20 protein-coding genes, 1 tRNA gene and 1 riboswitch are annotated in these 22,791 nt (G+C 72.5%); of the genes, 5 read left to right on the plus strand and 16 right to left on the minus strand.

Annotation, left to right across the window (positions count from 1 at the left end):
• Window positions 1–10: 10 nt before the first annotated feature.
• On the minus strand, window positions 11–931 hold the full coding sequence (locus OG906_RS07260; RefSeq protein ID WP_329447954.1) for a LysR family transcriptional regulator ArgP: 921 nt from the start codon (window positions 929–931) through the stop codon (window positions 11–13).
• A 69-nt stretch (window positions 932–1,000) separates the two neighbouring features.
• On the opposite strand from OG906_RS07260, the gene OG906_RS07265 reads away from it, so the two are divergent.
• Window positions 1,001–1,624 carry a LysE/ArgO family amino acid transporter gene (locus tag OG906_RS07265; RefSeq protein ID WP_329441060.1) on the plus strand — a complete coding sequence of 208 codons (624 nt, stop codon included), beginning with the start codon at window positions 1,001–1,003 and terminating at the stop codon, window positions 1,622–1,624.
• Window positions 1,625–1,697: 73 nt separating this feature from the next.
• Window positions 1,698–2,618, plus strand: coding sequence for an ADP-ribosylglycohydrolase family protein (locus OG906_RS07270; RefSeq protein WP_329441062.1), 921 nt, complete (start codon window positions 1,698–1,700; stop codon window positions 2,616–2,618).
• 96 nt (window positions 2,619–2,714) lie between these two features.
• On the opposite strand, the gene OG906_RS07275 is transcribed toward OG906_RS07270, so the two are convergent.
• On the minus strand, window positions 2,715–4,031 hold the full coding sequence (locus tag OG906_RS07275) for a phosphatase PAP2 family protein (RefSeq protein ID WP_443067448.1): 1,317 nt from the start codon (window positions 4,029–4,031) through the stop codon (window positions 2,715–2,717).
• Between the two features lie 297 nt (window positions 4,032–4,328).
• Window positions 4,329–4,405 (minus strand) — tRNA-Pro (locus OG906_RS07280).
• Window positions 4,406–4,597: 192 nt separating this feature from the next.
• On the opposite strand from OG906_RS07280, the gene OG906_RS07285 reads away from it, so the two are divergent.
• Both OG906_RS07285 and OG906_RS07290 read left to right on the plus strand, forming a co-directional pair.
• Complete coding sequence (locus OG906_RS07285) at window positions 4,598–5,299, plus strand: thiamine pyrophosphate-dependent enzyme (RefSeq protein ID WP_329441065.1); 702 nt, start codon at window positions 4,598–4,600, stop codon at window positions 5,297–5,299.
• Between the two features lie 71 nt (window positions 5,300–5,370).
• A complete protein-coding gene (locus OG906_RS07290; protein WP_267800300.1) occupies window positions 5,371–6,276 on the plus strand; it encodes a transketolase family protein in 906 nt (301 codons plus the stop codon).
• 10 nt (window positions 6,277–6,286) lie between these two features.
• Here OG906_RS07290 and OG906_RS07295 read toward each other — a convergent pair whose 3' ends face one another.
• The 7 genes from OG906_RS07295 to OG906_RS07325 form a co-directional block, all read right to left on the minus strand.
• A complete protein-coding gene (locus OG906_RS07295) occupies window positions 6,287–6,838 on the minus strand; it encodes a GAF domain-containing protein (RefSeq protein WP_329441069.1) in 552 nt (183 codons plus the stop codon).
• A gap of 123 nt (window positions 6,839–6,961) precedes the next feature.
• Window positions 6,962–7,381: a DUF742 domain-containing protein gene (locus OG906_RS07300; protein WP_329441071.1), complete on the minus strand. Its 420-nt coding sequence runs from the start codon at window positions 7,379–7,381 to the stop codon at window positions 6,962–6,964.
• A complete protein-coding gene (locus OG906_RS07305) occupies window positions 7,378–7,812 on the minus strand; it encodes a roadblock/LC7 domain-containing protein (protein WP_329447955.1) in 435 nt (144 codons plus the stop codon). The genes OG906_RS07300 and OG906_RS07305 overlap by 4 nt, the downstream gene beginning before the upstream one ends.
• Window positions 7,813–7,871: 59 nt before the next feature.
• The gene (locus OG906_RS07310; protein WP_329441072.1) at window positions 7,872–9,710 is read right to left on the minus strand and encodes a sensor histidine kinase; all 1,839 of its coding nucleotides are present in this window, start codon (window positions 9,708–9,710) and stop codon (window positions 7,872–7,874) included.
• 274 nt (window positions 9,711–9,984) lie between these two features.
• Window positions 9,985–11,199, minus strand: coding sequence for an MBL fold metallo-hydrolase (locus OG906_RS07315; protein ID WP_329441074.1), 1,215 nt, complete (start codon window positions 11,197–11,199; stop codon window positions 9,985–9,987).
• Between the two features lie 169 nt (window positions 11,200–11,368).
• Window positions 11,369–12,154 carry an SGNH/GDSL hydrolase family protein gene (locus OG906_RS07320; protein WP_329441076.1) on the minus strand — a complete coding sequence of 262 codons (786 nt, stop codon included), beginning with the start codon at window positions 12,152–12,154 and terminating at the stop codon, window positions 11,369–11,371.
• Between the two features lie 163 nt (window positions 12,155–12,317).
• A complete protein-coding gene (locus tag OG906_RS07325) occupies window positions 12,318–13,352 on the minus strand; it encodes a peptidoglycan DD-metalloendopeptidase family protein (protein WP_329441078.1) in 1,035 nt (344 codons plus the stop codon).
• A gap of 4 nt (window positions 13,353–13,356) precedes the next feature.
• Window positions 13,357–13,543: riboswitch (cyclic di-AMP (ydaO/yuaA leader) on the minus strand.
• A gap of 311 nt (window positions 13,544–13,854) precedes the next feature.
• Here OG906_RS07325 and OG906_RS07330 point away from each other — a divergent pair.
• Window positions 13,855–14,670: a tyrosine-protein phosphatase gene (locus OG906_RS07330; RefSeq protein ID WP_329441080.1), complete on the plus strand. Its 816-nt coding sequence runs from the start codon at window positions 13,855–13,857 to the stop codon at window positions 14,668–14,670.
• 39 nt (window positions 14,671–14,709) lie between these two features.
• Here OG906_RS07330 and OG906_RS07335 read toward each other — a convergent pair whose 3' ends face one another.
• From OG906_RS07335 to hpnE, 6 genes are all read right to left on the minus strand, one after another.
• Window positions 14,710–16,125, minus strand: coding sequence for an aspartate aminotransferase family protein (locus tag OG906_RS07335; protein WP_329441082.1), 1,416 nt, complete (start codon window positions 16,123–16,125; stop codon window positions 14,710–14,712).
• Complete coding sequence (hpnH, locus tag OG906_RS07340; protein WP_267829006.1) at window positions 16,122–17,153, minus strand: adenosyl-hopene transferase HpnH; 1,032 nt, start codon at window positions 17,151–17,153, stop codon at window positions 16,122–16,124. Before hpnH ends, OG906_RS07335 begins: the two co-directional genes overlap by 4 nt.
• Window positions 17,154–17,158: 5 nt before the next feature.
• Window positions 17,159–17,827, minus strand: a complete 669-nt coding sequence (locus tag OG906_RS07345) for a phosphorylase family protein (RefSeq protein ID WP_329441084.1) — start codon at window positions 17,825–17,827, stop codon at window positions 17,159–17,161.
• Window positions 17,824–19,800 (minus strand): squalene--hopene cyclase, encoded by a 1,977-nt coding sequence (gene shc, locus OG906_RS07350; protein ID WP_329441085.1) that lies wholly within the window; start codon window positions 19,798–19,800, stop codon window positions 17,824–17,826. Before shc ends, OG906_RS07345 begins: the two co-directional genes overlap by 4 nt.
• 355 nt (window positions 19,801–20,155) lie before the next feature.
• Window positions 20,156–21,250, minus strand: coding sequence for a polyprenyl synthetase family protein (locus OG906_RS07355; RefSeq protein WP_385638184.1), 1,095 nt, complete (start codon window positions 21,248–21,250; stop codon window positions 20,156–20,158).
• Window positions 21,251–21,306: 56 nt separating this feature from the next.
• Window positions 21,307–22,680: a hydroxysqualene dehydroxylase HpnE gene (gene hpnE, locus OG906_RS07360; protein WP_267800283.1), complete on the minus strand. Its 1,374-nt coding sequence runs from the start codon at window positions 22,678–22,680 to the stop codon at window positions 21,307–21,309.
• Window positions 22,681–22,791: the final 111 nt, after the last annotated feature.

Here is a 22,791-nt window from a genome sequence, read left to right on the forward strand (position 1 = left end):
CCTGCCCGAGTCAGCGCGCCGGAGGCAGCAGCGCCTCCCGCGCGGCCTCCGCGATCACCTCCGCGACCGCCGCGAGCGCGGGCGAGTCCAGCTTCCACTGCTGCCAGTACAGCGGCACGTCCATCGTCCGCTTCGGCGTCAACAGCACCAGCTCGCCGCTCCGCAGGAGCGGGTCGGCCTGCGCCTGCGGAACCAGCCCCCATCCCAGGCCGGCGGCCACGGCGTCGCGGAACCCCTCCGAGGTCGGCACGTGGTGCCTGATCGAACTCGCCCCCGCCCCCGAGCCGGCGCCGCGCGCCAAGGTCCGTACGAACCGGTCCTGGAGCTCGTCGCGCCGGTCGAAGACGATCACCGGCGCCTCCCGGAGGTCCCGCTCCAACGCCCCGGTCAGGTACCGGGCGGCGAAGTCGGGCCGCGCCACCGGCAGGTAGCGCGCCAGCCCGAGCGCCCGGACCGTGCACCCGGCCACCGGGTCGGGCGTGGAGGTGACCGCCGCCATCACCTGCCCCTCGCGGAGCAGCGTCGTGGTGTGTCCCTCGTCCTCGCGGTGCAGTTCGAAGCAGACGGGCGGGTCCCGGGGCACCCGGGTCAGCGCCGGCAGCAGCCAGGTGGCCAGCGAGTCCGCGTTGACCGCCATCGGCAGGCGGACCGGCCCGCGCGCCTCGTCCGCGCCCAGGCCCAGCTCGGCGCGGGCGTCGCGTTCCAGCCGGGCCAGTTGGCGGGCGAACCGGATCACCACCTGCCCGGACTCCGTCGCCCGCACGGGTTTGGTGCGCATCAGCAGCACCCGGCCCGTGCGCTGTTCCAGGGCCTTCACGCGCTGACTGATCGCGGAGGGGGTCACGTGCAGGGCGGCGGCCGCGGCGTCGAAGGTGCCCTCGTCGACCACGGCGAGCAGGGTGCGCACCTGCTCCAGGGGAAGCTCTTCCATCACGAGCGCTAAGGGTACGTAAAAAACTTTAGCTGTACTGAACCGACGCGCGTGCCTACGGTCGAAGCCATGACACACGGCATCACCACGGCGGGTCTCGCGGGTTTCGGCACCGGTCTCTCCCTCATCGTCGCCATCGGCGCCCAGAACGCGTTCGTCCTTCGCCAGGGAGTGCGCCGGCAATCGGTCCTCCCGGTGGTGGCCATCTGCGCGGTGTCCGACGCGCTCCTCATCCTGCTCGGCGTGGCGGGGGTCGGGGCCTTCGTCAACGCCTGGCCGGCCGCGCTGACCGCCGTCGGGATCGCCGGCGGCACCTTCCTGATCGGCTACGGGGTCCTCGCGGCCCGCCGGGTGCTGCGTCCCGCTCCCGGCGCGGCGCTCACCACGCGGGGCGCGGCCCCCGGGTCCGCCCGCACGGCCGTCCTGACCTGCCTGGCGATGACCTGGCTCAACCCGCACGTCTACCTGGACACCGTGCTGCTCGTGGGCTCCCTCGCGGCGGACCGGGGCGATCTGCGCTGGGCCTTCGGCGGCGGCGCCGTCCTGGCCAGCCTGGCGTGGTTCAGCGCGCTCGGCTACGGATCGCGGCTGCTCAGCGGCCTCCTCGCCCGGCCCTCGGCCTGGCGGGTCCTGGACGGCCTGGTCGCCGCGACGATGATCACCATGGGCGGGCTCCTCCTGGCCGGCACCTGAGTCCCGGGCAGGGCGGGGCCGGGATGCGTAAAACGGGTGCGCGCGGGGCGGTCGTACCGGCAGCATGCGATCCATGACGACACCCGTGGACGCCGCACGTGACGCCCTCGAAGGCCTGGCCCTCGGTGACGCGTTCGGGGAGCTGTGGCTTCCGTACTTCCGACCCGGCGATGCGGCGATCGAGGGGATCCGGGCGCGCCGTGCGCCGCACGAGCCGACCTGGCGCTGGACCGACGACACGGCGATGGCGGTGTCGGTGCTCCGCGTCCTGAGGGAGCACGGCACCGTACGCCAGGACCGATTGGCCGAGGCCTTCGGCGCGGCCTATGTGGCGGACGCCCACCGCGGCTACGGCCACGGCATGCGCCGGCTCCTCCCGGAACTCGCGAAGAGGCCGGCGAGTTGGCGCACCGAGGCGAGGAACCTCTTCGACGGACAGGGCAGTCTCGGCAACGGCGCGGCGATGCGGGTGGCGCCGCTGGGCGCGTGGTTCCACGAGGACCTGGACGAGGTGGCGGACCAGGCCGTGCTGTCGGCCGAGGTCACCCACGCGCACCCGGAGGGGATCGCGGGCGCCGTGGCGGTGGCCGTGGCGGCCGCCCTGGCCGCGCGCAGCCGGGACCGGCCCGTTCCCGAGGCGTCGGCCTTCCTGCGCGAGGTGGCCGCCCTCACACCCGCCGGGCAGGTCGCGCAGGGCCTGCGCCGGGCCGCCGCGCTGCCCGCCGACACCGGGCCGGGCGAGGCCGCCGACGTGCTCGGCAACGGCCGGTTGATCCGCGCGAGCGACACGGTGCCCTTCGCCCTGTGGTCCGCGGCCCGGCACCTGGACAGTCTCCTCGACGCGCTGTGGGCCACGGCGGAGGGTCTCGGCGACATCGACACCAACTGCGCGATCAGCGCCGGAACGGTCGCCGCGCGCACCGGCACGGCCGGTGTCCCGCAGGCCTGGTGGGCGCGGCGGGAACCCCTGCCCGACGGCGCGGTCATCGCCTGAGTCGTCGGACGCGGCGGCCGGGATCCTCGCAAGGGCCGGACGGGCCCGGCACAGGGCTCGGACGACCCCGGCGGCCGCGGGCCGCCGCGAGACGACTCAGACCAGTTCGGGCTGGGGTTCGCGTCGCTGTTCCGGAATGCGCGCCGACGGGGTGGTCCGTTCCCACGCCTTGGTGGTGCGCAGGTAGGCGTGGATCACCGAGCCCGTCGCGAGGAGGAGCAGCGGTCCGAACACCCAGGGGAGTCCGGCCATCTCCGTCGACAAGTAGCGGTACGACACCAGGAGCGCGACGAACACCGCGCCACCGTGGGCGACCAGGAGGGCCCCGGACCGGTCCCAGCCGCGGGCGAGCGAGCGCAGCCCCGCCTCGATCGTGAGCGTGAACACCACGCCGGCGATGATGTCCGCGCCGTAGTGGTAACCGAAGCCCAGCGTGGCGCCGAGCGTCGCGATCAGCCAGAACGTGCCCGCGAACCGCAGGGCCCGCGGGGCCTTGCGGGAATGGATGAAGATCGTGGTGGCCCATGCCGTGTGGAGGCTGGGCATGCAATTGCGCGGGGTGAACCCGTCGAAGGGCATCGCCTGCGGGACGCCGGTCGGCGGCGGGGTGTTCGGCCACAGGTCGGCCAGCGCCCACTGCCCGCCGTCGGCGCCGTAGGCGAAGATCGGCCCGACCACCGGGAAGATCATGTAGATGCCCGGCCCGAGCAGGCCGATGACCAGGAACGTGCGCACCAGGTGGTGGCTCGGGAAGCGGCGCTCGATCTGCACCCTGCGCAGTTGGTACAGCGCGACGGCGACCGCGGCGACCGCGAGCTGGATGTAGACCCAGTCGAGGACGTGGGCGCCGACCGCGCCGGTGGCCTCGACCAGGCGGCCCACGACCCACGACGGGTTGCCGAGCGCGTGATCGGCCGTCGCCACGTACTGGTCGAGGACCATCGGGCGGGTCTTGGACGTGATCAGCAGCCAGGTATAGCCGGTCTTGCGGCCGGCCACCAGCAGCAGGGCCAGCCCGACGCCCTTGAGCAGCAGGGCGCGCTCCGTGCCGGTGCGGCGCGTGACGGCGATGACGGCGCAGCCGAGGGTCACCCACAACGCGCCGTTGCCGAACATCATCTGGGCGCCGACCAGCCACCGCACGAGCCAGAAGACCAGGTCGATGCCGATGGCCGTGCCGACCGCGATGAACCGCTGCCGCCAGGTGAGCACCACCATCATCAAGGCCATGCTGGCGTACAGCACGGTCCCCGACTGGGGCGCGAAGATCACCTCACGCGCCTGGACGGTCACCGGGCCCGGCACGCCGTAGTGGCGCGCGGCGATCTCCAGCGCGACGAGGAAACCGAGGGCGATCACACTCACCGCGGCCCACAACAGGACCCGCGGCCGACGCCACCCGGCGAACCCGATTCCGCCGCCACTTCGCGAAAGGGATCGCGACACCCTAGATATCAATTTTCAGCCGATTTATATGAATTCAAACTGTGATCATTGTTTGCTCGAACATGTTAACGGAGTGGGTACACAACACCGATGACGGGTGCCTCGAATGTGGCGAGCGCCTCCCCGCGGCCGTCCGTCGGGACGGACCCGCGCCGGGTGGACACGTCGAGGCGCGCGCCATGCCGGCGGCGACCACCGCACCCCGGACATGCGAAAGGCCGTCCTCTCACAGAGAGAGAACGGCCTCCGACCTGCGTAAAACGCTGGTCGGGACGACAGGATTTGAACCTGCGACCCCTTGACCCCCAGTCAAGTGCGCTACCAAGCTGCGCCACGTCCCGATGCCTGCTGACCTGGGGGTTTCCCCGGGTTGAACTGGCACGAGAACAATACCGCACTTCGGAGGGTGGTCGCGCGCACCTTTCCCGGACCGGTTCCCCGGGCCCGGTCCCACGACCCGATCCCCGAACGCTCGATCACCGCTTCGGCGACCGCTTGACCTCAAGCCGACTTGAGGTTGCACGGTGGGACGCATGACACAGGCAACCGCGGACACCGGGCTCCGCCACGAAGACCTTGGCCGCCTCATCGCCCTCATGACCGGGGCCGAGAAGCACGGACCCGCCGCCACGTCCACGCTCGACGTGCTGTGGGTGCTCTACGACCGGGTGTTGCGGGTGGGACCCGAGTCCGCCCGGGATCCCGAGCGGGACCGGTTCCTGCTCTCCAAGGGGCACGGACCGATGGCCTACTACGCCGTGCTCGCCGCGAAGGGGTTCTTCCCCGTGGAGTGGCTGAGCGGGTTCGGCTCGTACGACTCCCCGCTCGGCCACCACCCGGACCGCACCCTGATCCCCGGCGTGGAGATCGGCAGCGGCTCGCTCGGACACGGGCTGCCGCTGGCGGTCGGCAGCGCGCTCGGGCTGCGGGCGCAGGGGCTGGACGATCCGGCGGTGTGGGTGCTGATCGGGGACGCCGAGCTCGACGAGGGCAGCAACCACGAGGCGCTCGCCCACGCGGGTTCGGCCGGCCTGGACCGGCTCCACACGGTGGTGATCGACAACGACTCCGCGACCCACGGCTGGCCGGGCGGGATCGCCTCCCGTTTCGAGGCGGCGGGCTGGTCGGCGGTCACCGTCGACGGGCGGGACCACGAGTCCCTGCACGCGGCCTTCACCCTGCCGCATCCGGGTCGACCGCACGCCGTCGTCGCCCGCGTCGAGAAGAAGTTCTGATCAGAGGTCCTGATCGGGCGTCCCGATCAGGACGTCCTGTGAGAAGCAGAAGCCAAGGGGCAGGGAAGAACATGGACACCATGCGGGAACGGTTCATCGCGGTCACCTCTCGACTGCTCGACGAGGATCCCCGGCTGGCCCTCGTGCTCGCCGAGATCACCATGGACGGATTCCGTCCGGCCCGGGAACGTCACCCGGACCGGGTCGTCAACGTCGGGATCCGGGAGCAGTTGCTCGTGGGCGTCGGCGGGGGCCTGGCCCTCACCGGGATGCGCCCGATCATGCACACCTTCGCGAGTTTCCTCGTGGAGCGGCCTTTCGAGCAGGTCAAGTTGGACTTCGGGCACCAGGGCACCGGCGGCGTGCTGGTCAGCGCGAGCGCGAGCTACGACTGGCCCGCCGGCGGCTTCACCCACATGTCGCCGGGCGACGTCGCCCTGATGGACACCCTCGAAGGCTGGACGATCCACGTGCCCGGCCATCCCGACGAGGCCGAGGAACTGCTGCGCCACGCCTACGCCGCCGGCGACGACCGGGTGTACGTCCGGCTCTCCGCGCAGGAGAACAGCCGGTCGCGCCCCTTCTCCGGCCTGGGTTTCCAGACGGTCAGGCAAGGCGGCGCCGGCGTGGTGCTCGCCGTCGGCCCGCTGCTGGACGAGGTGTTGGCCGCGACGCGGGACATGGACGTCACGGTCCTCTACGCGACGACCGTGCGCCCCTTCGACGACGCGGCGCTGCGCGCGGCCGTCGGCTCCGGCCCGGCCGACGTCGTGCTCGTCGAGCCGTACCTGGCCGGCACGTCCACGGCCGCCGCCAACGACGCCCTCGCCGACCTCCCCCACCGCGTCCTGGGCCTCGGCGTCTCCCGGGCCGAACTCCGCCGCTACGGCACGATCGACGAACACACCGCGGCGCACGGACTGGATGCCGCGGGACTGCGCAAGCGCATCTCGGCGTTCCTCGACCCCCGCGCCTGAGGGGCGGAGCCTAGGGGGCGCCTCGTCGGTCCTCGCGTGTGTGGACCAGTTCGATCAGTTCGGCCGCGAGGCTCTTCACCGTCGCGAGTCCGTCCAGTCCCCAGCGCCTCGGCACCAGGTCCACGGCGCACACCGTCCCCAGGACGAAGCCCCGCCGGTCCGTCAACGGGGCTCCCAGGTAGGACCGTACGCCGCTGCCGTCCACGACCGCGTTCCCGGCGAAGCGCGCGTAGTCCCGTACGTCCTCCAGGGCCAGCGCCCGCCGCCGGACGACCACGTGCGGGCAGTAGCCGTGGTCCCGGGGCAGGGAACGGGCCGGGTAGCCGCGCCGCGGGGCGTCCGGCGCGTGGTGCAGGCCGGCGAAGAACTGCCGCTCCTCCCCCATGAAGTTGACCCCCGCGTAGGGCGTTTGCAGTGTCTCGGCGACGTGTTGCGCGAAGGCGTCGAGTTCCGGGTCCGCCCGCTCCCCGAGGTCCAGTTCGCGCAGGCGCGGGGTGCGCGCGGACGCCTCCCGGTCCACGGGGGTGAGGAGCAGGTGGCCGGTCGATGCGTACAGGGTCATGCGGTTCCCCCGGATCCGAGAGCGTGATGGGTCGGGCGGCGTGGGTGACGCTGCCCTCCCCGACCCCGCCCGCGGCCGCTTCGTCGGCGGCGCGGGCGGGGTCGGGGCGGGGTCGGGTGGTCGTCACAGACACCGGTGCAGGCCTTCGAGGACCGCCCGCAGCAGGGTCTGGTCGTCGGCGATCAGTGCGCCGCCGTCCAGGTGCCGCGGCGCCTGCGCCGTGACGGCCCCGTGTTCGAGGAGGTCGCCGAGCAGCACCTTCACCACCGTCGTCGGGAGCCGCAGGTGCCCCGCCATCTCGGCGACCGTGACCGCCGCCACGCCCGCGCACAGGCGCAGGACGAGGGTGTGCTCGGGCCCGAGCGGCGCACGCGGGCGTACGCCGGTCGCCGCCACCAGCGAGAGCAGGTCGAGCGCTACGGCCGGCCGGGTCCGTCCGCCGCTCGCGGTGTACGGGCGGGTCACCCGGCCCGCGGTGTCGTCCAGCCACGGGGTGTCCCGTCCCGCGCCGCCGGTGTGCGTCCCCCCGATCCGGGTCCTCATCGCTCCGCGTCGGCGGTGACGGGCCGCCTCGGTGGCGCCGACAGGTACGGGCGGACGCTCTTGACCAGCATCGCCATCTCGTAGCCGAGGACCCCGGCGTCGGCCGCCCCGTCCGCGAGCACGGCCAGACAGGTCCCGGAGCCGGCCGCCGAGACGAAGACGAGGGCCGTGTCCAGTTCGACCACCACCTGTCGGACCTCCGCGCCGTCCGCGAAGCGCAAACCGGCCCCGCGCCCCAGGGAGTAGAGCCCGCAGGCCAGCGCGGCCATGTGGTCGGCGTCGTCGGCGTCCAGACCGTACACGCAGGTGACGAGTCCGTCCGCGGTGAGCAGGACGGCGCCGCGGGTGTACGGGACCCGTTGGACCAGCCCGCTGAGCAGCCAGTCGAGATCGGAGAGCCTGACCGTCTTCGTCGCCGCTTCGCCGCCCATGGGGGTGTGCTCCTTGCCGAGGTGGGGGGTGGGAGTGGTGAGGGGGGTGGGGATCGTGGTCATGCGGGCCCCTCCGATCGGGCGAGACCGAAGCCCCGTTGGAAGGCCGCCATCAACCCGGCGTCGTGCACGGGCGGTTCGACATCCGGGGCACGGCTCGGGCCGGTGGCCTCGCCGGGCCCGGGAACGAGGTGTGCGCGGGCGTGGCGTCGGGGCAGCGGCGGCGGGTCCACGTCCGCGCCGCTCACGGGGCCGCTCGCGGGAACGGTGGTGACGCCGGTGGTGAGGCCGGTCGCGGGGACGACCGTGCCGAGGAGCACCTCGGGGGTCTCGCCCGCGTACGCGGGCGGCGCCACACGCGTCGGCACGACCCCGGGCGACACGATCCCACTCGGCACGATCCCACTCGGCACGACCTCCGCCCGCGACGGTTCCGGATCGGTCGCCGGGACGGGAGTGGCCGAGTGCCCCGGGGCGGACGGGTCCCACGTCGACACGGCCGGAAGCGCATCGACGGTCTCGGACCGGTGGCTCTCGGACGCGTACCCCTCGGACCCATGACCCTCGGACCCCTGACTCTCGGGCCGGTGCGGCGGGGCGGACACCCGTACGGGCGCGGGCGCCGGCATCGTGTCCGTCTCCCCGGAGCCCCACGAGCCGGCCCGGGAGCCGCCCCCCTGTGCGTCGGCTGCGCTCGGCGCCTCGGCGCCCAACAGCTCCTGCGGCAACACGAGCACGGCGAGCACCCCGCCGTAGATGTTGGACTTGAGCTCGACGGCGATGCCGTGCCGCCGGGCCAGCGCCGCGACCACGAACAGGCCGATCCGGCCGTCCGCCAGCAGGTGCCGGACGTTGACCTGGTCGGGATCGCCCAGCAGGGCGTTCATCCGGTGCTGTTCCCCGACCGGCATGCCCAGCCCGCGGTCCTCCACCTCGACCGCCACCCCGGCGGTCACGCGCTCGGCGCGCACCGTCACGTCGGTGTCGGGGGCGGAGAAGACGGTGGCGTTCTCGACGAGTTCGGCCAGCAGGTGCACGACGTCCGCCACGGCGTGCCCCCGGACGGTGCCGCCCGCCGGGGGTACCACCTTCACCCGCGTGTACTGCTCGACCTCCGCGACGGAGGAGCGCAGCACCTCGCTCAGATCGATGGGGCGGGTCCACTGGCGCCGGGAGGGGGCGCCGCCGAGGACGGCGAGGTTCTCGGCGTGGCGGCGGATCCGGGTCGCGAGGTGATCGACGTGGAAGAGCCGCTTGAGCAGGTCGGGGTCCTCGACGGTGTCCTCCAGGTCGTCGAGGAGCGCGATCTCCCGGTGTACCAGGGACTGGAGGCGGCGTGCGAGGTTGACGAAGACCTCGACCTTGCGGTCGCTGTCGGACGGGGTGACCGGGCCGGCCAGCCGGACGAGGGTCGTGTGCGCCTGTTCCCGGGCACCCCGGAGTTCCTGGGACAGCAGCCAGAACTCGTCCACCCCCGCCGGATCGGTGTGCGGCGGCGGTCCGCTCGGGCCGCCGCGCACCGGGCGGGGCGCGGCCTCGCCCCGTTCCAGCCGGTCGGCGGCCGTCCGCAGTTCCTGCCGGCCGCGCACGCTGGAGCGGCGCAGGGCCTCGCACCGGTCGCGGACGGCCTTCGCCGCGCGTTGTCCGCCGAGCAGGGCCGCGGCGAGCGCACCGACCACAAGGAGGGCGCAGCCGCCGAGGACCGGCCACAATCGGGCGTCCCGGTCGCCGGCGCCTCCGCCGAGTTGGAGCGTGAAGATCACAGCCGCGGTGCCGCTGAGTCCGGCGGCGAGGGTGGGCAGGACGGTGGCGCGGAGCATCTGGGGACGTATCTGCCGGCCGGGACCGGTGGCGGCGTGTCTCGACGGGGAGTGGCGGGCGGCGCGGGGTGCGGACATCGGCGTCCTCGGTACGTGGGGCCCGGGCCCCCGGTCGTGCCGAGGCCCGGCGTTGATCACCGGATACCCACGCTAGACCGCACTCTCCCGCCCGGGACCGTCACTCGGGGAACTTGGCGGGGGTGCTTCCCGCTTGCGACGGAGCGCTCGTACGACAGCCCGAATCCGCCGGGAGCGCGTACGCCCGGGCGGAACCGGGCGTACGCCGTCCGAGCGCGCGTCCGCGCTCCCGGCGAGGACCGGAGCCGCCCCGGGCCCCGGGTGATGACAGGAGCTACGTCCCGACTGTCTCCGATTCCTCCCGGCCGGTGACGGCCGGGGCGGGGGCGGTCCGCACGGGGGCCGTCGGCGCGGCCGTCGGCATCCGGGCGGGGGCGGGTTCGGCGACGACGAAGGGCCGCCACCACGGTTCGGCCGGCGCGTCGGAGGCGCCCGGTTCGAACGGCTGGCCCGGTACCGGCAGGGCGATGGCGGAGCCGGTCTCCCGGGAGGCGGTCACCGTGCCCTCGCCGGGCTCGTCCCAGGGGTGCAGGGCCAGGTTGAAGGTGCCCCAGTGGATGGGCAGCATCGTGCCGTGCGGGATGCCGCCCTGGAGGTCCAGGTGGGCTTGCATGCCCTCCTGCGGCGTCATGTGGATCTCGCTCCAGTACTCGGAGTACGCGCCGATCTGGATCATCGTGGCGTCGAAGGGACCGTGCGTCGCGCCGATCTCCTTGAAGCCGGGGAAGTAGCCGGTGTCACCGCTGTGGTAGATCCGGTGGCGTTCCCCCGCGACGACCCAGGAGGCCCACAGGGTGAACTGCTGGTTGCGCAGTCCCCGGCCGCAGAAGTGCCGGGCCGGGGTGGCCGTCAGCGAGAGCCCGGCGACCTCGGTGGTCTCGTTCCAGTCGAGCTCGCGGATCCGGTCGGCGGGGACTCCCCAGCGCTCCAGGTGGGCTCCGACGCCCAGCGGGACCGCGAAGACGATGTCCCGCCCGGCCAGTGCCTTGATCGTCGGGAGGTCGAGGTGGTCGTAGTGGTCGTGTGAGATCACGACCACGTCGACGTCGCCGAGGGAGGCCAGCGGCACGGGCACGGGGTGCAGCCGCTTGGGTCCGGCGAAGGGGAAGGGGGAACACCGCTCGCCCCACACCGGATCGAAGAGCACCCTGCGGCCGTCGATCTCGGCGAGCACGGTGGAGTGGCCCATCCAGGTCAGGCGCAACCCGCTGACCGGCGGCTTCGCCAGTTCGGCGAGGGTCGTCGGATAGACCGGGATCGCGCCGGCGGGGCTGCGTCGAACCCGCTGTTCCTTGTGGAAGTAGATCTTGGCGAACTCCGCCATCGAACCGGAGGGCCTGGTCCGGGCGCCGACCGGGTTCTGGAAAACGCCGTCGGCGAAGTTCGGCGAGCGGCGGATCCGCTCCAGGCGCGCGCCGGAGGGATCCGCGCCGAAGGCTTCGGGCCGCAGGGCGCGCAGCCGGGGACGCAGGGGACGGGAGCCGGTCAAGGCGCCTCCTGGGTGGATCGGGGCGGGACGGTCGTACGTCTACGACCATCCCAACGCACACCGGCCCCGAAGGATTCCGCCCCCGCCGACCGACTCGTCGGGCCCGTCGTCCCGCGACCCGGTCGGCCGATCCCCCTTGGTCACAAGGGCTCCGCCCTGCGGGCCGGTCCTACAGGGGCAGCAGGTCGGGGCGCTTCGCCGCGATGTGGTCCCCGGAGGACTCCCCGCGCAGCCGTCGGCCGATCCACGGGACCAGGTGTTCGCGCGCCCACTGGATGTTGTCCCGCGTCACGTCCACCGATCCGCGCGGGCGCTCCGGCGGCCACGGCTGGTCCGGGTCGGTCGGCACGTCCAGGCCGAGCACCTGCGCGGCGCGCAGCGCGACGCGGGTGTGGCCCTCGGGCGAGAGGTGCAGTCGGTCGCCGTCCCAGGCCCGTCGGTCCTGTACGGACTTCAGGGACCAGAGGTCGAGGACCGGGCAGTCGTACTTGTCGGCCACGGCCCGCACGTGCGCGTTGTACGTGGCGATCTTGCCCCGCATGTACCGCAGGACCGGTACGCCCCGGGTGTCGAACCCGGTCGTGATCATGACCTGCCCGACCGAGCCGACGAGGTCGGCCACGGCCGCCTCGAAGCGTTCCGCCGTGGCGTCCGGGTCGCTGCCCGGCCGGATGATGTCGTTGCCGCCCGCACAGAAGGTGACCAGGTCCGGGGCGAGGGCCTTGGCCCGGGGCACCTGGTCGGCCACGATCTGGTCGAGGAGCTTTCCGCGCACGGCCAGGTTGGCGTACCGGAAATCGTGTTCTTCGCGCCGATCGGCCAGGAGTACGGCCAGCCGGTCCGCCCAACCGAGATGCGAATCCCCGGGTCCCGGGTCCCCCACGCCCTCGGTGAAGCTGTCCCCGATCGCCGCGTACGAGCCGATGGTCTTGAGTGTCGTCTTCGTCGCTGCCACAGTTCGACATCCTTCACCCCCGCGGCCGACCTACGCCAACGTAATGAGGGGTTGACGGACCGTGATCTATCCCACCATGCATACGCGGAATAAGAATCGCGTGAGGCCGGGACCCCCCTCGGGTCCCGGCCTCACGCGTGTCCGTGCTCCTGCGAGCGGTGCGTCAGATGCTGACGCCCTTCGAGCGCAGGTAGGCCAGCGGGTCGACGTCCGAGCCGTAGGACGGGCCGGTGCGGATCTCGAAGTGGAGGTGCGGGCCGGAGGAGTTGCCGGTGGAGCCGGAGAGCCCGATCCGCTGTCCGGGCGTGACGCTCTGGCCGGTCGAGACGGACAGCGAGGACATGTGGCCGTACTGCGAGTACCTGCCGTCCGCGTGCCGGATCACGACCTCGTTGCCGTACGCGCCGCCCCATCCGGCGGAGACCACGGTGCCCGCGCCGACGGCCTTGACGGTGGTGCCGGAACTCGCGATGAAGTCGACGCCGGTGTGGTAACCGGAGGACCACATGGCGCCGGAGGCGCGGTACTGGGTGGAGATCCCGCCGCCGACCGGGGCGACGAAGCCGGTGCCCGTGCCGGTGTTCGCGGAGGTGCCGCCGGAGGTGTCGCCGCCCTGGCCGGCGGAGGCCGCGGGCCGCTTGGCGGGGGCCTTGGCGGCGGAGCCGGCCTCGGAGTCCGCCTGAGCCGCGCCGGAGGGCCGCTCGGTCGACTTCGGAGCGGGGGCGGCGCCCTTGCCGGAGCGCGACTGCGTCTGCGACTTTGACGGGGCCGGAGCGGACCGGGTGGCGGGAGCCGCCGCGCCGAGGGTCAGCTTCAGGCCGGGGTGGATCAGCGAGGGGTCGGAGCCGACGGCCTGCCGGTTGTCGGCGTACAGCCGCTCCCAACCGCCGGAGATCTGACGGTCGGCGGCGATCTTCGAGAGGTAGTCGCCCGACACGACGGTGTAGACGGTCGGGGCGGCCTTCGCGGCGACGGGGGCGGCCTGGAGGGACACCGGGGCCTGCGGGGCGGACACGGGCGCGGCGTCCGGGGCCGACACGGGCGCCGCGACGGGGGCGGTCGCGGGAGCACCGGCCGCGTGGGCGCCGGCGGCTCCGATCAGCGGCAGGGCGAGTGCCGCGCCGCCGGTTCCCGCGACGGCGAACCCGCGGGACAGGGAACTGGTCTTCGGACGGCGGTGCTTACCCTTTGCGGGCATGGCGAATTCCTCTCCGTCGCCTGCGAGGTGAGCTGTCGGGTTCGGACTGGAGATGTCCGGTCGCGCATCGGCGTCGGTGACGACGGCCGAAGTGCGGCTTCACCCCTAGCCGTCCCGGAGACAAGGCCCGGAACGGCGGCTTACCTGGTTCCCCCGCTCCTGCCGCGCGCGTGAATAGTCGGGTGGGGTTCCCGGGCGGCGGCAGGATTAGGCGGTCCACCCGGATCGATCGCGAAGGTAATCGAGTCCTGCCACGCACAACAAGCCATGAATTTCCTGACGGAATCCCAGACATGGGGGGCCGCCGGAATTCCCGTCACCCTCTGTCCATTCCGGACCATCAACAACCCTCGCCACATGGCAATTCGAGTTTCGCGATCAGGCACGCACGGTCACCGTATGATCTGGCTCACGGAGCCTGGCGCGATCTCGCCTCCGCTGATGGCAAGTTGGTGCCAAGTAGTGTAATTCGGACACTTCACGACGACGCGGAGGAACCCCCTTGACCCGGCAGATACCCCGAACCCCGTCCGTGACGCCCGAACTGTCCGGAGTGCGCAACTTCCGTGACGTGGGCGGGCTGACGACCACCGACGGACGGAGGGTCAGGTCAGGACGACTCTTCCGAAGCGGACATCTGGCGCATGCCACCGAAACCGATGCACAGTTCCTCGTATCGCTCCGTCTGCACACGGTCTTCGACTTCCGCAACGACGCCGATCACGCGCTGGAAGGGCCGGACGTGGAACTGCCCGGCGTGCGGAACGTGAACATCCCGCTCTCGGATCCCGCCGACGGTCGGGAGTTCTGGACGATGGTCCGCGACGGCGACCTCGACCGACTGAATGCCGTACTGGGCGACGGAAAGGCCGTCGCCCGGATGGAGAACTCCTATCGCGGCATCATCCGGAACCGGACCGTCGAACACGGTCGGGTCGTCCGCGCCCTCGCCGAGGAGAGCCTCCCCGCGCTGATGCACTGCGCGGCGGGCAAGGACCGGGCCGGCCTGTCGATCGCCGTCACCCTGCTCGCGCTCGGGGTGGAACGCGAGGTGATCGTGGCGGACTACCTGGAGTCGAACGCCCCGCACAACCGTTACCGGGTCCGCCGGGGCAGCGACGCGCCGGAGGCCCGTTCGCCCGAGGTCATGGCGCTCCTCGCGCCGCTCTTCGACGCCCGCGCCGAGTACCTGGTCGCCGCGTTCGAGGTCATCGACGCGACCTGGGGCGGCGTGGACGGCTATCTGGCGGAGGGTCTCGGGCTGACGCCCGAGACCCTCGACCGGCTGCGGGACCGGCTCCTCGAAGAGCCGGTCTGATTCCGTCGACGCCGGACACCGCCGGGTGGGAGCGGGCCGTCAGCGGTTGCCGACGGCCTGCTTCACCAGCGTCCTGCCGAACTCCCACATCAGCCCGCCCCCGCCGTGCGCCTCGTCCATGACCTCACGGAAAGCGCCGACGAACCGGTCGACGTCCCGCTCGTCCACGATCAGCGGCGGAATGAGCTTGATGACCTCCAGGTGGTCCCCGGAGACCTGCGTGAGGATCCGGTGCTTCTGGAGCAGCGGCACCACGACCATCTGCGCGAAGAGCCCCTTGCGGGCCGCCTGGAGCATCGTCCAGCGGCTGCGCAGCCCCAGCGAGGACGGTCGGCCGAACTCGATGCCGATCATCAGGCCGCGGCCGCGCACCTCGTGCAGCAGCTCGTACTCGTCCACCAGGGCGGCGAGCCGCCCGCGCAGCAGGTCGCCCGTCGATCGCGCGCGGGCCACGAGCGCCTCGTCGTCCACGACGGAGAGCACCGCCAGTCCGGCCGCCATCGCCTGTGCGTTGGATCCGAAGCTGGCGGAGTGCACCAGGACCCGGTCCATCGAGGAGTAGACCTTCTTGAAGATCCAGTCCTTGCCGAGGGTGGCGCCGACGGGCACGTACCCCCCGGAGAGGGCCTTGGCCACGCACACCAGATCCGGTTCCACGCCGGGTTCGTGCTGGTAGGCGTAGAAGTCACCGGTACGTCCGAGGCCGGTCTGCACCTCGTCCGCGATCAGCAGCGCCTTGTGCCGGTGCAGCAGTTCCTGTGCGGCGAGCAGGAACCCGGGCGGGGCGGCCAGCACGCCCTTGCCCTGGATCGGTTCGACGACGAGGGCGGCCACGTCGCCCCGCCGCAGTTCCCGCTCCAGGGCGGCCAGGTCTCCCAGCGCGATCTTCGTGTCGGGCAGCAGCGGGGCGAAACCGTCCCGGAAGCCGTCCTCCCCGTTGACCGAGAGCGAGCCGGTGGTGAGCCCGTGGAAGGCGTGGTCGCAGTAGAGGACCCTGGGCCGCCCGGTGGCGTACCGGGCGAACTTCAGGGCGGTCTCCACCGCCTCGGTGCCGCTGTTGCCGAAGAAGACCCGGTCCAGGTGCGGACTGTACGACAGCAGCTTCTCCGCGAGCAGTCCGGGCAGCGGCTGGCAGTCGAAGCGGGTGAGGTCGGCGAGCTGCGCGTCCAGCACGTCGTGCAGGGCGCGCCGGACCACGGGGTGGTGCCGGCCCAGACCCATCACCCCGAACCCGGCCAGCATGTCCAGGTAGTCGTTGCCCTCGGCGTCGAAGAAGTGGGCTCCCTCGGCCCGCTCGTAGACCTTGTCGAAGCCGATGGTGCGCAGCATCCGGGGCAGCTGGTGGTTGAGGTGGCGGCTGTGCAGCTCGTACCGCTCTCCTCCGCGTTCGGCCAGCAGGGCGCCGAGGTCGAAGCCCGTGCCCCGGCCGCCCTCCCCCGCCTGGCCGGCGCTCATGCCGACGTGCCCCGGTTGCCGCCGATCGTCTCCCGGGCCGCGCGCAGGGATTCCTTGAGGGAGCCCATGGTGGCGAGGACCGCGGTGGGTTCGTAGCCGCAGTGCGCCATGCAGTTCGCGCAGCGCGGGTCCTTGCCCCGGCCGTACTTGTTCCAGTCGGTGTCCTCGATCAGCTCCCGGTACGTGGGGACGTATCCGTCGCTCATCAGATAGCAGGGGCGCTGCCATCCGAAGAGGGAGTAATTCGGAATGGCCCACGCGGTGCAGGGGAAATCGGCCTTGCCTTCCAGGAAGTCCAGGAAGAGCGGTGAGTGGTTGAGCCGCCAGCGACGCCGGTTGCCGCCCGCGAAGGCCTTCTTGAAGAGTTCGCGGGTCTGTTCCACTCCGAGGAAGTGTTCCTGGTCGGGCGCCTTTTCGTAGGCGTAGGCGGGCGAGATCATCATCTCGTCCACCTCCAGGTCGTCATTGAGGTAGTTCAGTACCTCGATGATGGTCTGGGGGGTGTCGGTGTTGAAGAAGGTGGAGTTCGTGGTGACCCGGAATCCGCGCTTCTTCGCCTCCTTGATGGCCGCCACGGCCTCGTCGAAGACGCCTTCCTTGGCCACCGACTCGTCGTGCCGCTCGCGCAGGCCGTCGATGTGCACGGCGAACGCGAAATAGGGGGACGGGGTGAACTTCTCGATCTTCTTGCGGAGGAGCATCGCGTTGGTGCAGAGGAAGACGTACTTCCGCTTGGCCACCAATTGACGGACGATCTCGTGGATCTGCGGGTGCATCAAGGGCTCGCCACCCGCGATGGAGACCATGGGCGCCCCGGACTCCAGGACGGCGCCGACCGCCTGGGCGACCGGCATGCGCTGCTTGAGGACGCCGGCCGGGTGCTGGATCTTCCCGCACCCCTCGCAGGCCAGGTTGCAGGCGTAGAGCGGCTCCAGTTCGACGATCAAAGGGAACTTCTCGACCTTGCGGAGCTTCTGTTCGAGAAGATAGGTCCCGACCCTGATGGACTGTCGCAACGGCATGGCCATCTGGCTCACCTCCTGGGGAGCAGCAAAGAACGGTGCCAGTCATGAAACGCGGGCAGTACGGCACGCAACACGCGGAAAGCCGATATTCCTCCGCGCACCGTGCCGATACGGACGAGCTCGTGCTCCGGAGCGTCCACGATCACCCGGACGGCCGCAACCGGGCGGTTCGCGCCGGGTTCCGCGGTGGGGCCGCGGGCGGCGGTCCACAGGGTGGCCGCCGATTCCATGTCGACCGCGACGGCGCCGGTGGCGCGCAGGTGCGCGCGCTCCTGGCCGCGGACCACGTGGTCGGATCCGGTCAACGCGCCGAGGTGCACGGTCCGGCCGGGTACGGCCCGGGCCAGTGCCTCGGCGAGCAGGGCGGTGCCGTCGCAGGCGACGGTGCCGCGGGGGTCCCGGGTCTCCTCGGCGACGACGAGGTCGCCCGGGTTCATGCCGGGTACCAGTCCGGCGCAGAAGCCGGTGGCGAGCACGGCGGCCCGTTCCATCCCGGGGCCGGTGAGCGCCCGGCCGACGGCCTCGTCGGCGGCGCGCGGGCCCATGCCGGTCCGCAGGACGGTGTACGGGGCGGGCGAGCCGCGTTCGTCGCCGCCGCGCAGGGCCAGGCGTTCGATGCGCAGGGCGCAGGCGACCAGCAGCGCGGGTTCGGTCCCGGGGGGCCGGGCCGCGGTCATCGGGGCTCCCGCGCGAGGGCCGCGGCCGGTCCGTCCGACCGGCCGTCCGGGCCGAAGGGTTCGCCGTACAGGTAGCGGCCGAGAGCGGTGAGCGGGAAGACCTGCCGGTACAGGTGGTAGTTGATGGAGAAGTCCCAGGGGAAGCCGGTGCCGGTGAAGTAGGGCTCGTCCCAGGATCCGTCCTCCTCCTGGGTCCGGACCAGGTACGCGATGCCCCGTTCCACCGCCGCGCCGTCGCGTTCGCCGGCCGACAACAGCGCCATGAGCGCCCAGGCGGTCTGCGAGGGGGTGGAGGCGCCCTTCCCGGCCCATGACGGGTCGTGGTAGGACCGCTGGTCCTCGCCCCAGCCGCCGTCCTCGTTCTGTACGGTCTCCAGCCAGCCCACCGCCCGCCTGATCGCGGGGTGCGAGACGGGCATCCCGGCGGCCGTCAGGGCGGGGACCACCGAGCCGGTGCCGTACACGTAGTTGGTGCCCCAGCGGCCGAACCAGCCGCCCTCCGGCTCCTGTTCGGCCAGGAGCCAGGCGATGCCGCGCCGGGTGCGCGGCTCGGCGGACCTCCCCTCGACGGCGAGCATCTCCACGACGTGGGCGGTGACGTCGGCCGACGGGGGGTCGATGACCTCGCCGAAGTCGCAGAACGGCAACTTGTTGGGGTACGGGCTGGTGTTGTCGGCGTCGAAGGCGCCCCAGGCCCCGTTGCGGGACTGCATGCCGAGCGTCCAGGCCACCCCTCGGGCGATGGCGGCCTCGACGCGTGCGGGCTCGGGGTGGCGGATCCGGCGCAGGGCCAGGACCACCTCGGCGGTGTCGTCGATGTCGGGGTAGTTGTCGTTGTGGAACTCGAACGCCCAACCACCGGGGGCGAGTCCGGGGCGCCGCACGGCCCAGTCACCGGTGCGGGTGATCTCCTCGCCGAGCATCCAGTCGGCCGCCTTGACGAGGGCCGGGTGGTCGGGCGGTACGCCCGCGTCGGCCAGCGCGATGGCGGCGAGGCAGGTGTCCCAGACCGGCGACTGGCAGGCCTCGATCATCCTGGCGCCGTCCTCGCGCCAGACGGCGAACCGGTCGAGCGACTCCAGCCCCGCCCGCATCACCGGGTGCCGGAGGTCGTGGCCGAGCAGGTGGAGGGCGATGACGGAGTACACGGCGGGCGGCTGGATGCCGCCCCAACAGCCGTCGCTCTCCTGCCGGTCGACGATCCAGCGGCCGGCGGCGGCCATCGCCGCCTCGCGCACCCGGCGCGGTGCGAAGCGCCGGTAGACGTGCAGGGCCTTGTCCATCCGCTGGAAGAGCCCGTCCCAGCTCGCCACCGGGGCGAGCTTCACCGCCGGGTAGGGCGCCCGGGCGTCGGCGTGCAGTTCGTCCAGTGCGAACGGCGCCGGGCGCACCGGCCGCAGTGCGGAGACCACGGTGAGCGGGACGATGGTCTGGCGGGCCCAGCAGCCGAAGTCGTAGATGTTCAGCGGCATCCAGGAGGGGAGGAAGACCAACTCGGGTGGCAGTTCGGGAAGGTGGTCCCAGCTCCACCAGCCGAAGAGCGCGAGCCAGATCCGGGTGAAGACCCGGGCGGCCGCGAGGCCTCCGTGGCCCCGGATCCAGGCGGAGGCGCGGGCCATGTGCGGGGCGTCCGGGTCGTCGCCGGCGAGGCGAAGGGCCACGTACGCCTCGATGGTGGCGGAGAGGTCGGACGGGCCCCCGTGGAAGGTGGCCCAGGTGCCGTCGCTCTCCTGCTCGCCGCGGATGAACAGGGCCGCTGCCTGGGTGGTGGCCTCGTCCCGGATGCCGAGGAACTGCCGCAGCAGCAGGTCCTCCGCGTCCATGGTGACGTTGGTCTCCAGGTCGCCCTTCCACCAGCCGGCCGGGTCCTGGCGGCCCAGCAGGTTGCGGACGGCGCGCTGTGCGGCATCCCGTGCGTCCTCGGCCCCGCCGGGCCACGCGGACCCGGTCGGTGTCGCGGATCCCGTCGTCACGGATCCGGTCGATGTCACGGATCCGGTCGATGTCGTGGATCCCGTCGTGGTCGCGGATCCGGTCGGTGTCGGGCCGGGGGGTGTCCCGGGGTCCGGGCGTTCCCGGACCCCGGCCGGTGCCGGGCCAGGCGGCCCCGTGGTGGCGGCCGCCGTGTGCGTCGCGGTGCCGTGGTCCGGTCCGGTGCCGCGGGAACCCGCACCACCGTCGGTCGTCGCTGTCATGGCTTCCCCTTACGTTGCAGTGTCCTCTGCTGTGCTGGGGTCTGCCGTCGGCCGGTGCGCGCCCGGGCGTGATGCCCGTCAGACGGCGGCGCCGGCCGGCGACTCGCGATTCATATCCACGTACGGGTGGCGATCACCTCTTGCGCACGACGACGAAGTCGGCGAGGGCGACGAGCTGTTCGCGCACCCGCTGGGGCATGTCGACGTCATCGAGCGCGCGGATGGCGATCGTGTGCTGGCGGCGCGCTTCCTCGGCGGTCCACTCACGGCCGCCCGCGGCGTCGATCAGGGCGGCGCGGGCCGCGAACTCCTCCTCCGAGAAGTTCTCGAAGTCGTTGCTCTTGGCGTCGGCGGCGAGCAGCTCGCCGAGTTCCTCGGCCGCAGGGCCGCCGGCCGCGAGGGCGGCGACGACCGGCAGGGACTTCTTGCGCTGGCGCAGGTCGCTCCATGTCTGCTTGCCGGTGCTCTCCGGGTCGCCCCAGATGCCGAGCAGGTCGTCGACGGCCTGGAAGGCGAGGCCGAGGTGGTAGCCGTACTCCTCCAGCTTGTCGGCGGTGCGGTCGTCCGCGCCGCCGAGCACCGCGCCGATCGAGACGGCGCAGGCGAGCAGGGCGCCGGTCTTGTTGCCCTCCATCTCCAGGCACTCCTCGACGCTGACGCGCTCGCGGTGCTCGTACGAGATGTCCTGGGCCTGGCCGTCGATGAGCTTGCGGCTGGCGGTGGTCAACCGGCGCGTGGCGCGCCCGGCCTCGACGGTGCCCAGTTCCAGCAGGATCTCGTTGGCGAGGGCGAAGAGCGCGTCGCCGACGAGGATCGCGAGGGCCGGGCCGTGCACCTTCCACACGGTGTCGCGGTGGCGGCGCTGTTCGTCGCCGTCCATCAGGTCGTCGTGCAGCAGCGAGAAGTTGTGGACGAGCTCGACGGCCGCGGCGCCCGGGATGCCGACCTCGGGCGCGGCGCCCGCGGCCTCCGCGGACAGCAGGGCGAGGGCGGGGCGGATCGCCTTGCCCCCGTCTCCGTCCGCCGGGTTGCCGTGGGCGTCGATCCAGCCGAAGTGGTAGGCGGCGACGGTGTCCATGGGCGATGCGAGCCGTTCCACGGCGGCGCGGAGCGCGGGCGTCGACAGTGCGCGGCCACGCTCCAGCAGGGCGACGGTGTCCGCCTTCTCCCCACCGGCCGTGCCCACACTGGCATCCGCGTTCTCGACAGCCGGATTCCCCGGGTTCACTGGCTCTCCTCTGGTTCCTGTACGTGTACGTGCTGCGGCGGTGGTGTCGATGCTCGTCATACCGCCTCCTGCAGCGGGTGTTCACGCCGGCGGTCGAGACCGGCGAGCGCGGCGTGCGCCGCGGCCAGTCCGCTTCGGACGGCGCTCTCCATGGTCGCGGGCCAACCGGTGGCGGTCCACGCACCGGCGAGAAACAGTCCCGGCGTGTCGGTCCGGGCGCCGGGCCGCAGTCGGCCGACTCCGGGGGTGGGGGCGAAGGTGGCGGTCCGCTCCCGGGTGACGAAGAAGTCCCGTACCTTCGCGCCGCGTGCGGCGGGCAGCAGCCGCTCCAACTCGGGCAGGTACTTGGCCCGCAGGACCGAGACGGGTTCGTCGATGTCGTCCTGGGCCACCGACTGGGACAGGGCCAGGTACTGGCCGCCGTCGGTCAGCCCGGAGGCGTCGGTGCGGTCGAAGACCCACTGGACGGGGGTGCCGAGCGCGGCGAAGAAGGGCTGCCGCAGCACCTTGCGGTCGTAGACGACGTGGACGTTGAGGATGGGGGCCGTGCCGATGTCGAGGAGCTTGTCCGGGTCGGCGAGCGCCCCGGGCGGCAGCAACGCGTGCGCCTCGCGTTGCGGGACGGCAAGGACCACGGTGTCCGCGTCGAGCGATTCGCTCTCGGTGTCGACCCGCCAACTGCCGGACTCCAGCCGCGACAGGCAGGTGACGCGGGTCCGCAGCTCGGTGCGCACGCCGGCCGCGTCGAGTGCCTTGCGGGCGAGGACGTCGTGCAGGTCGCCGAGGGGGACGCGGGCCCAGCCGATGTCGGCGGCGCCGTTCTCGGACAGCAGGCCGGTCTTGAAGACCATGGCGGCCAGCCCCAGGGAGGACTGGTCGGCGGTGGCGTTGAGGGTGGCGATGCCGACGAGGTCCCACAGCGCCTCGATGGTGCGCGGGGACTGGCCGTGCCGGCCGAGCCAGGTGGCGAAGTCCAGGCCGTCGAGGGCCGGGTCGGCCGGGTCGAGGCGGCGCAGCGCGAGGGCGGCGCGCCCGACGCTCGCCCGCTCGGCGAGGGTGAGGTGCGGGTAGCGGGCCAGGGAGGAGGCCAGGTGCAGGGGCACGGGCAGGGCGCTGCGGCGCAGCCGGCCCAGACGCGGCCCCCGGGGGTGCGCGACGTCGAGTACGGGTACGTCGAGGCGGTCCTGGAGGGGGGCGAGGGCGGCGCCGTCGACGCGGTCGAGGAACCACCGGTAGGCGGTGCAGCAACGCAGGTAGACGTGCTGGCCGTTGTCCACGGTCAGCTCGCCGCGTTTGAAGGAGAAGGCGAGTCCGCCGAGTCGGGGGCGGCTCTCCAGGAGCGTCACCCGCATGCCGGCGTCGGCGAGTTCCAGGGCGGTGGTGACGCCGGCCAGGCCGCCGCCGACGACCACCGCGTGGTTGGCGGTCATGCGTCCTCCTCGTCGACCTTCGGGTCCCCATTGGTCCGGTCCATTACCTCGACAGACGTCCCCGCGGGCGGCGGGGTTGCCCCGCGCCGGGTCCGGGCGCGGCCGTCACGG

This window comes from Streptomyces sp. NBC_01426 (genome assembly GCF_036231985.1).
Classification (GTDB): Bacteria; Actinomycetota; Actinomycetes; order Streptomycetales; family Streptomycetaceae; genus Streptomyces.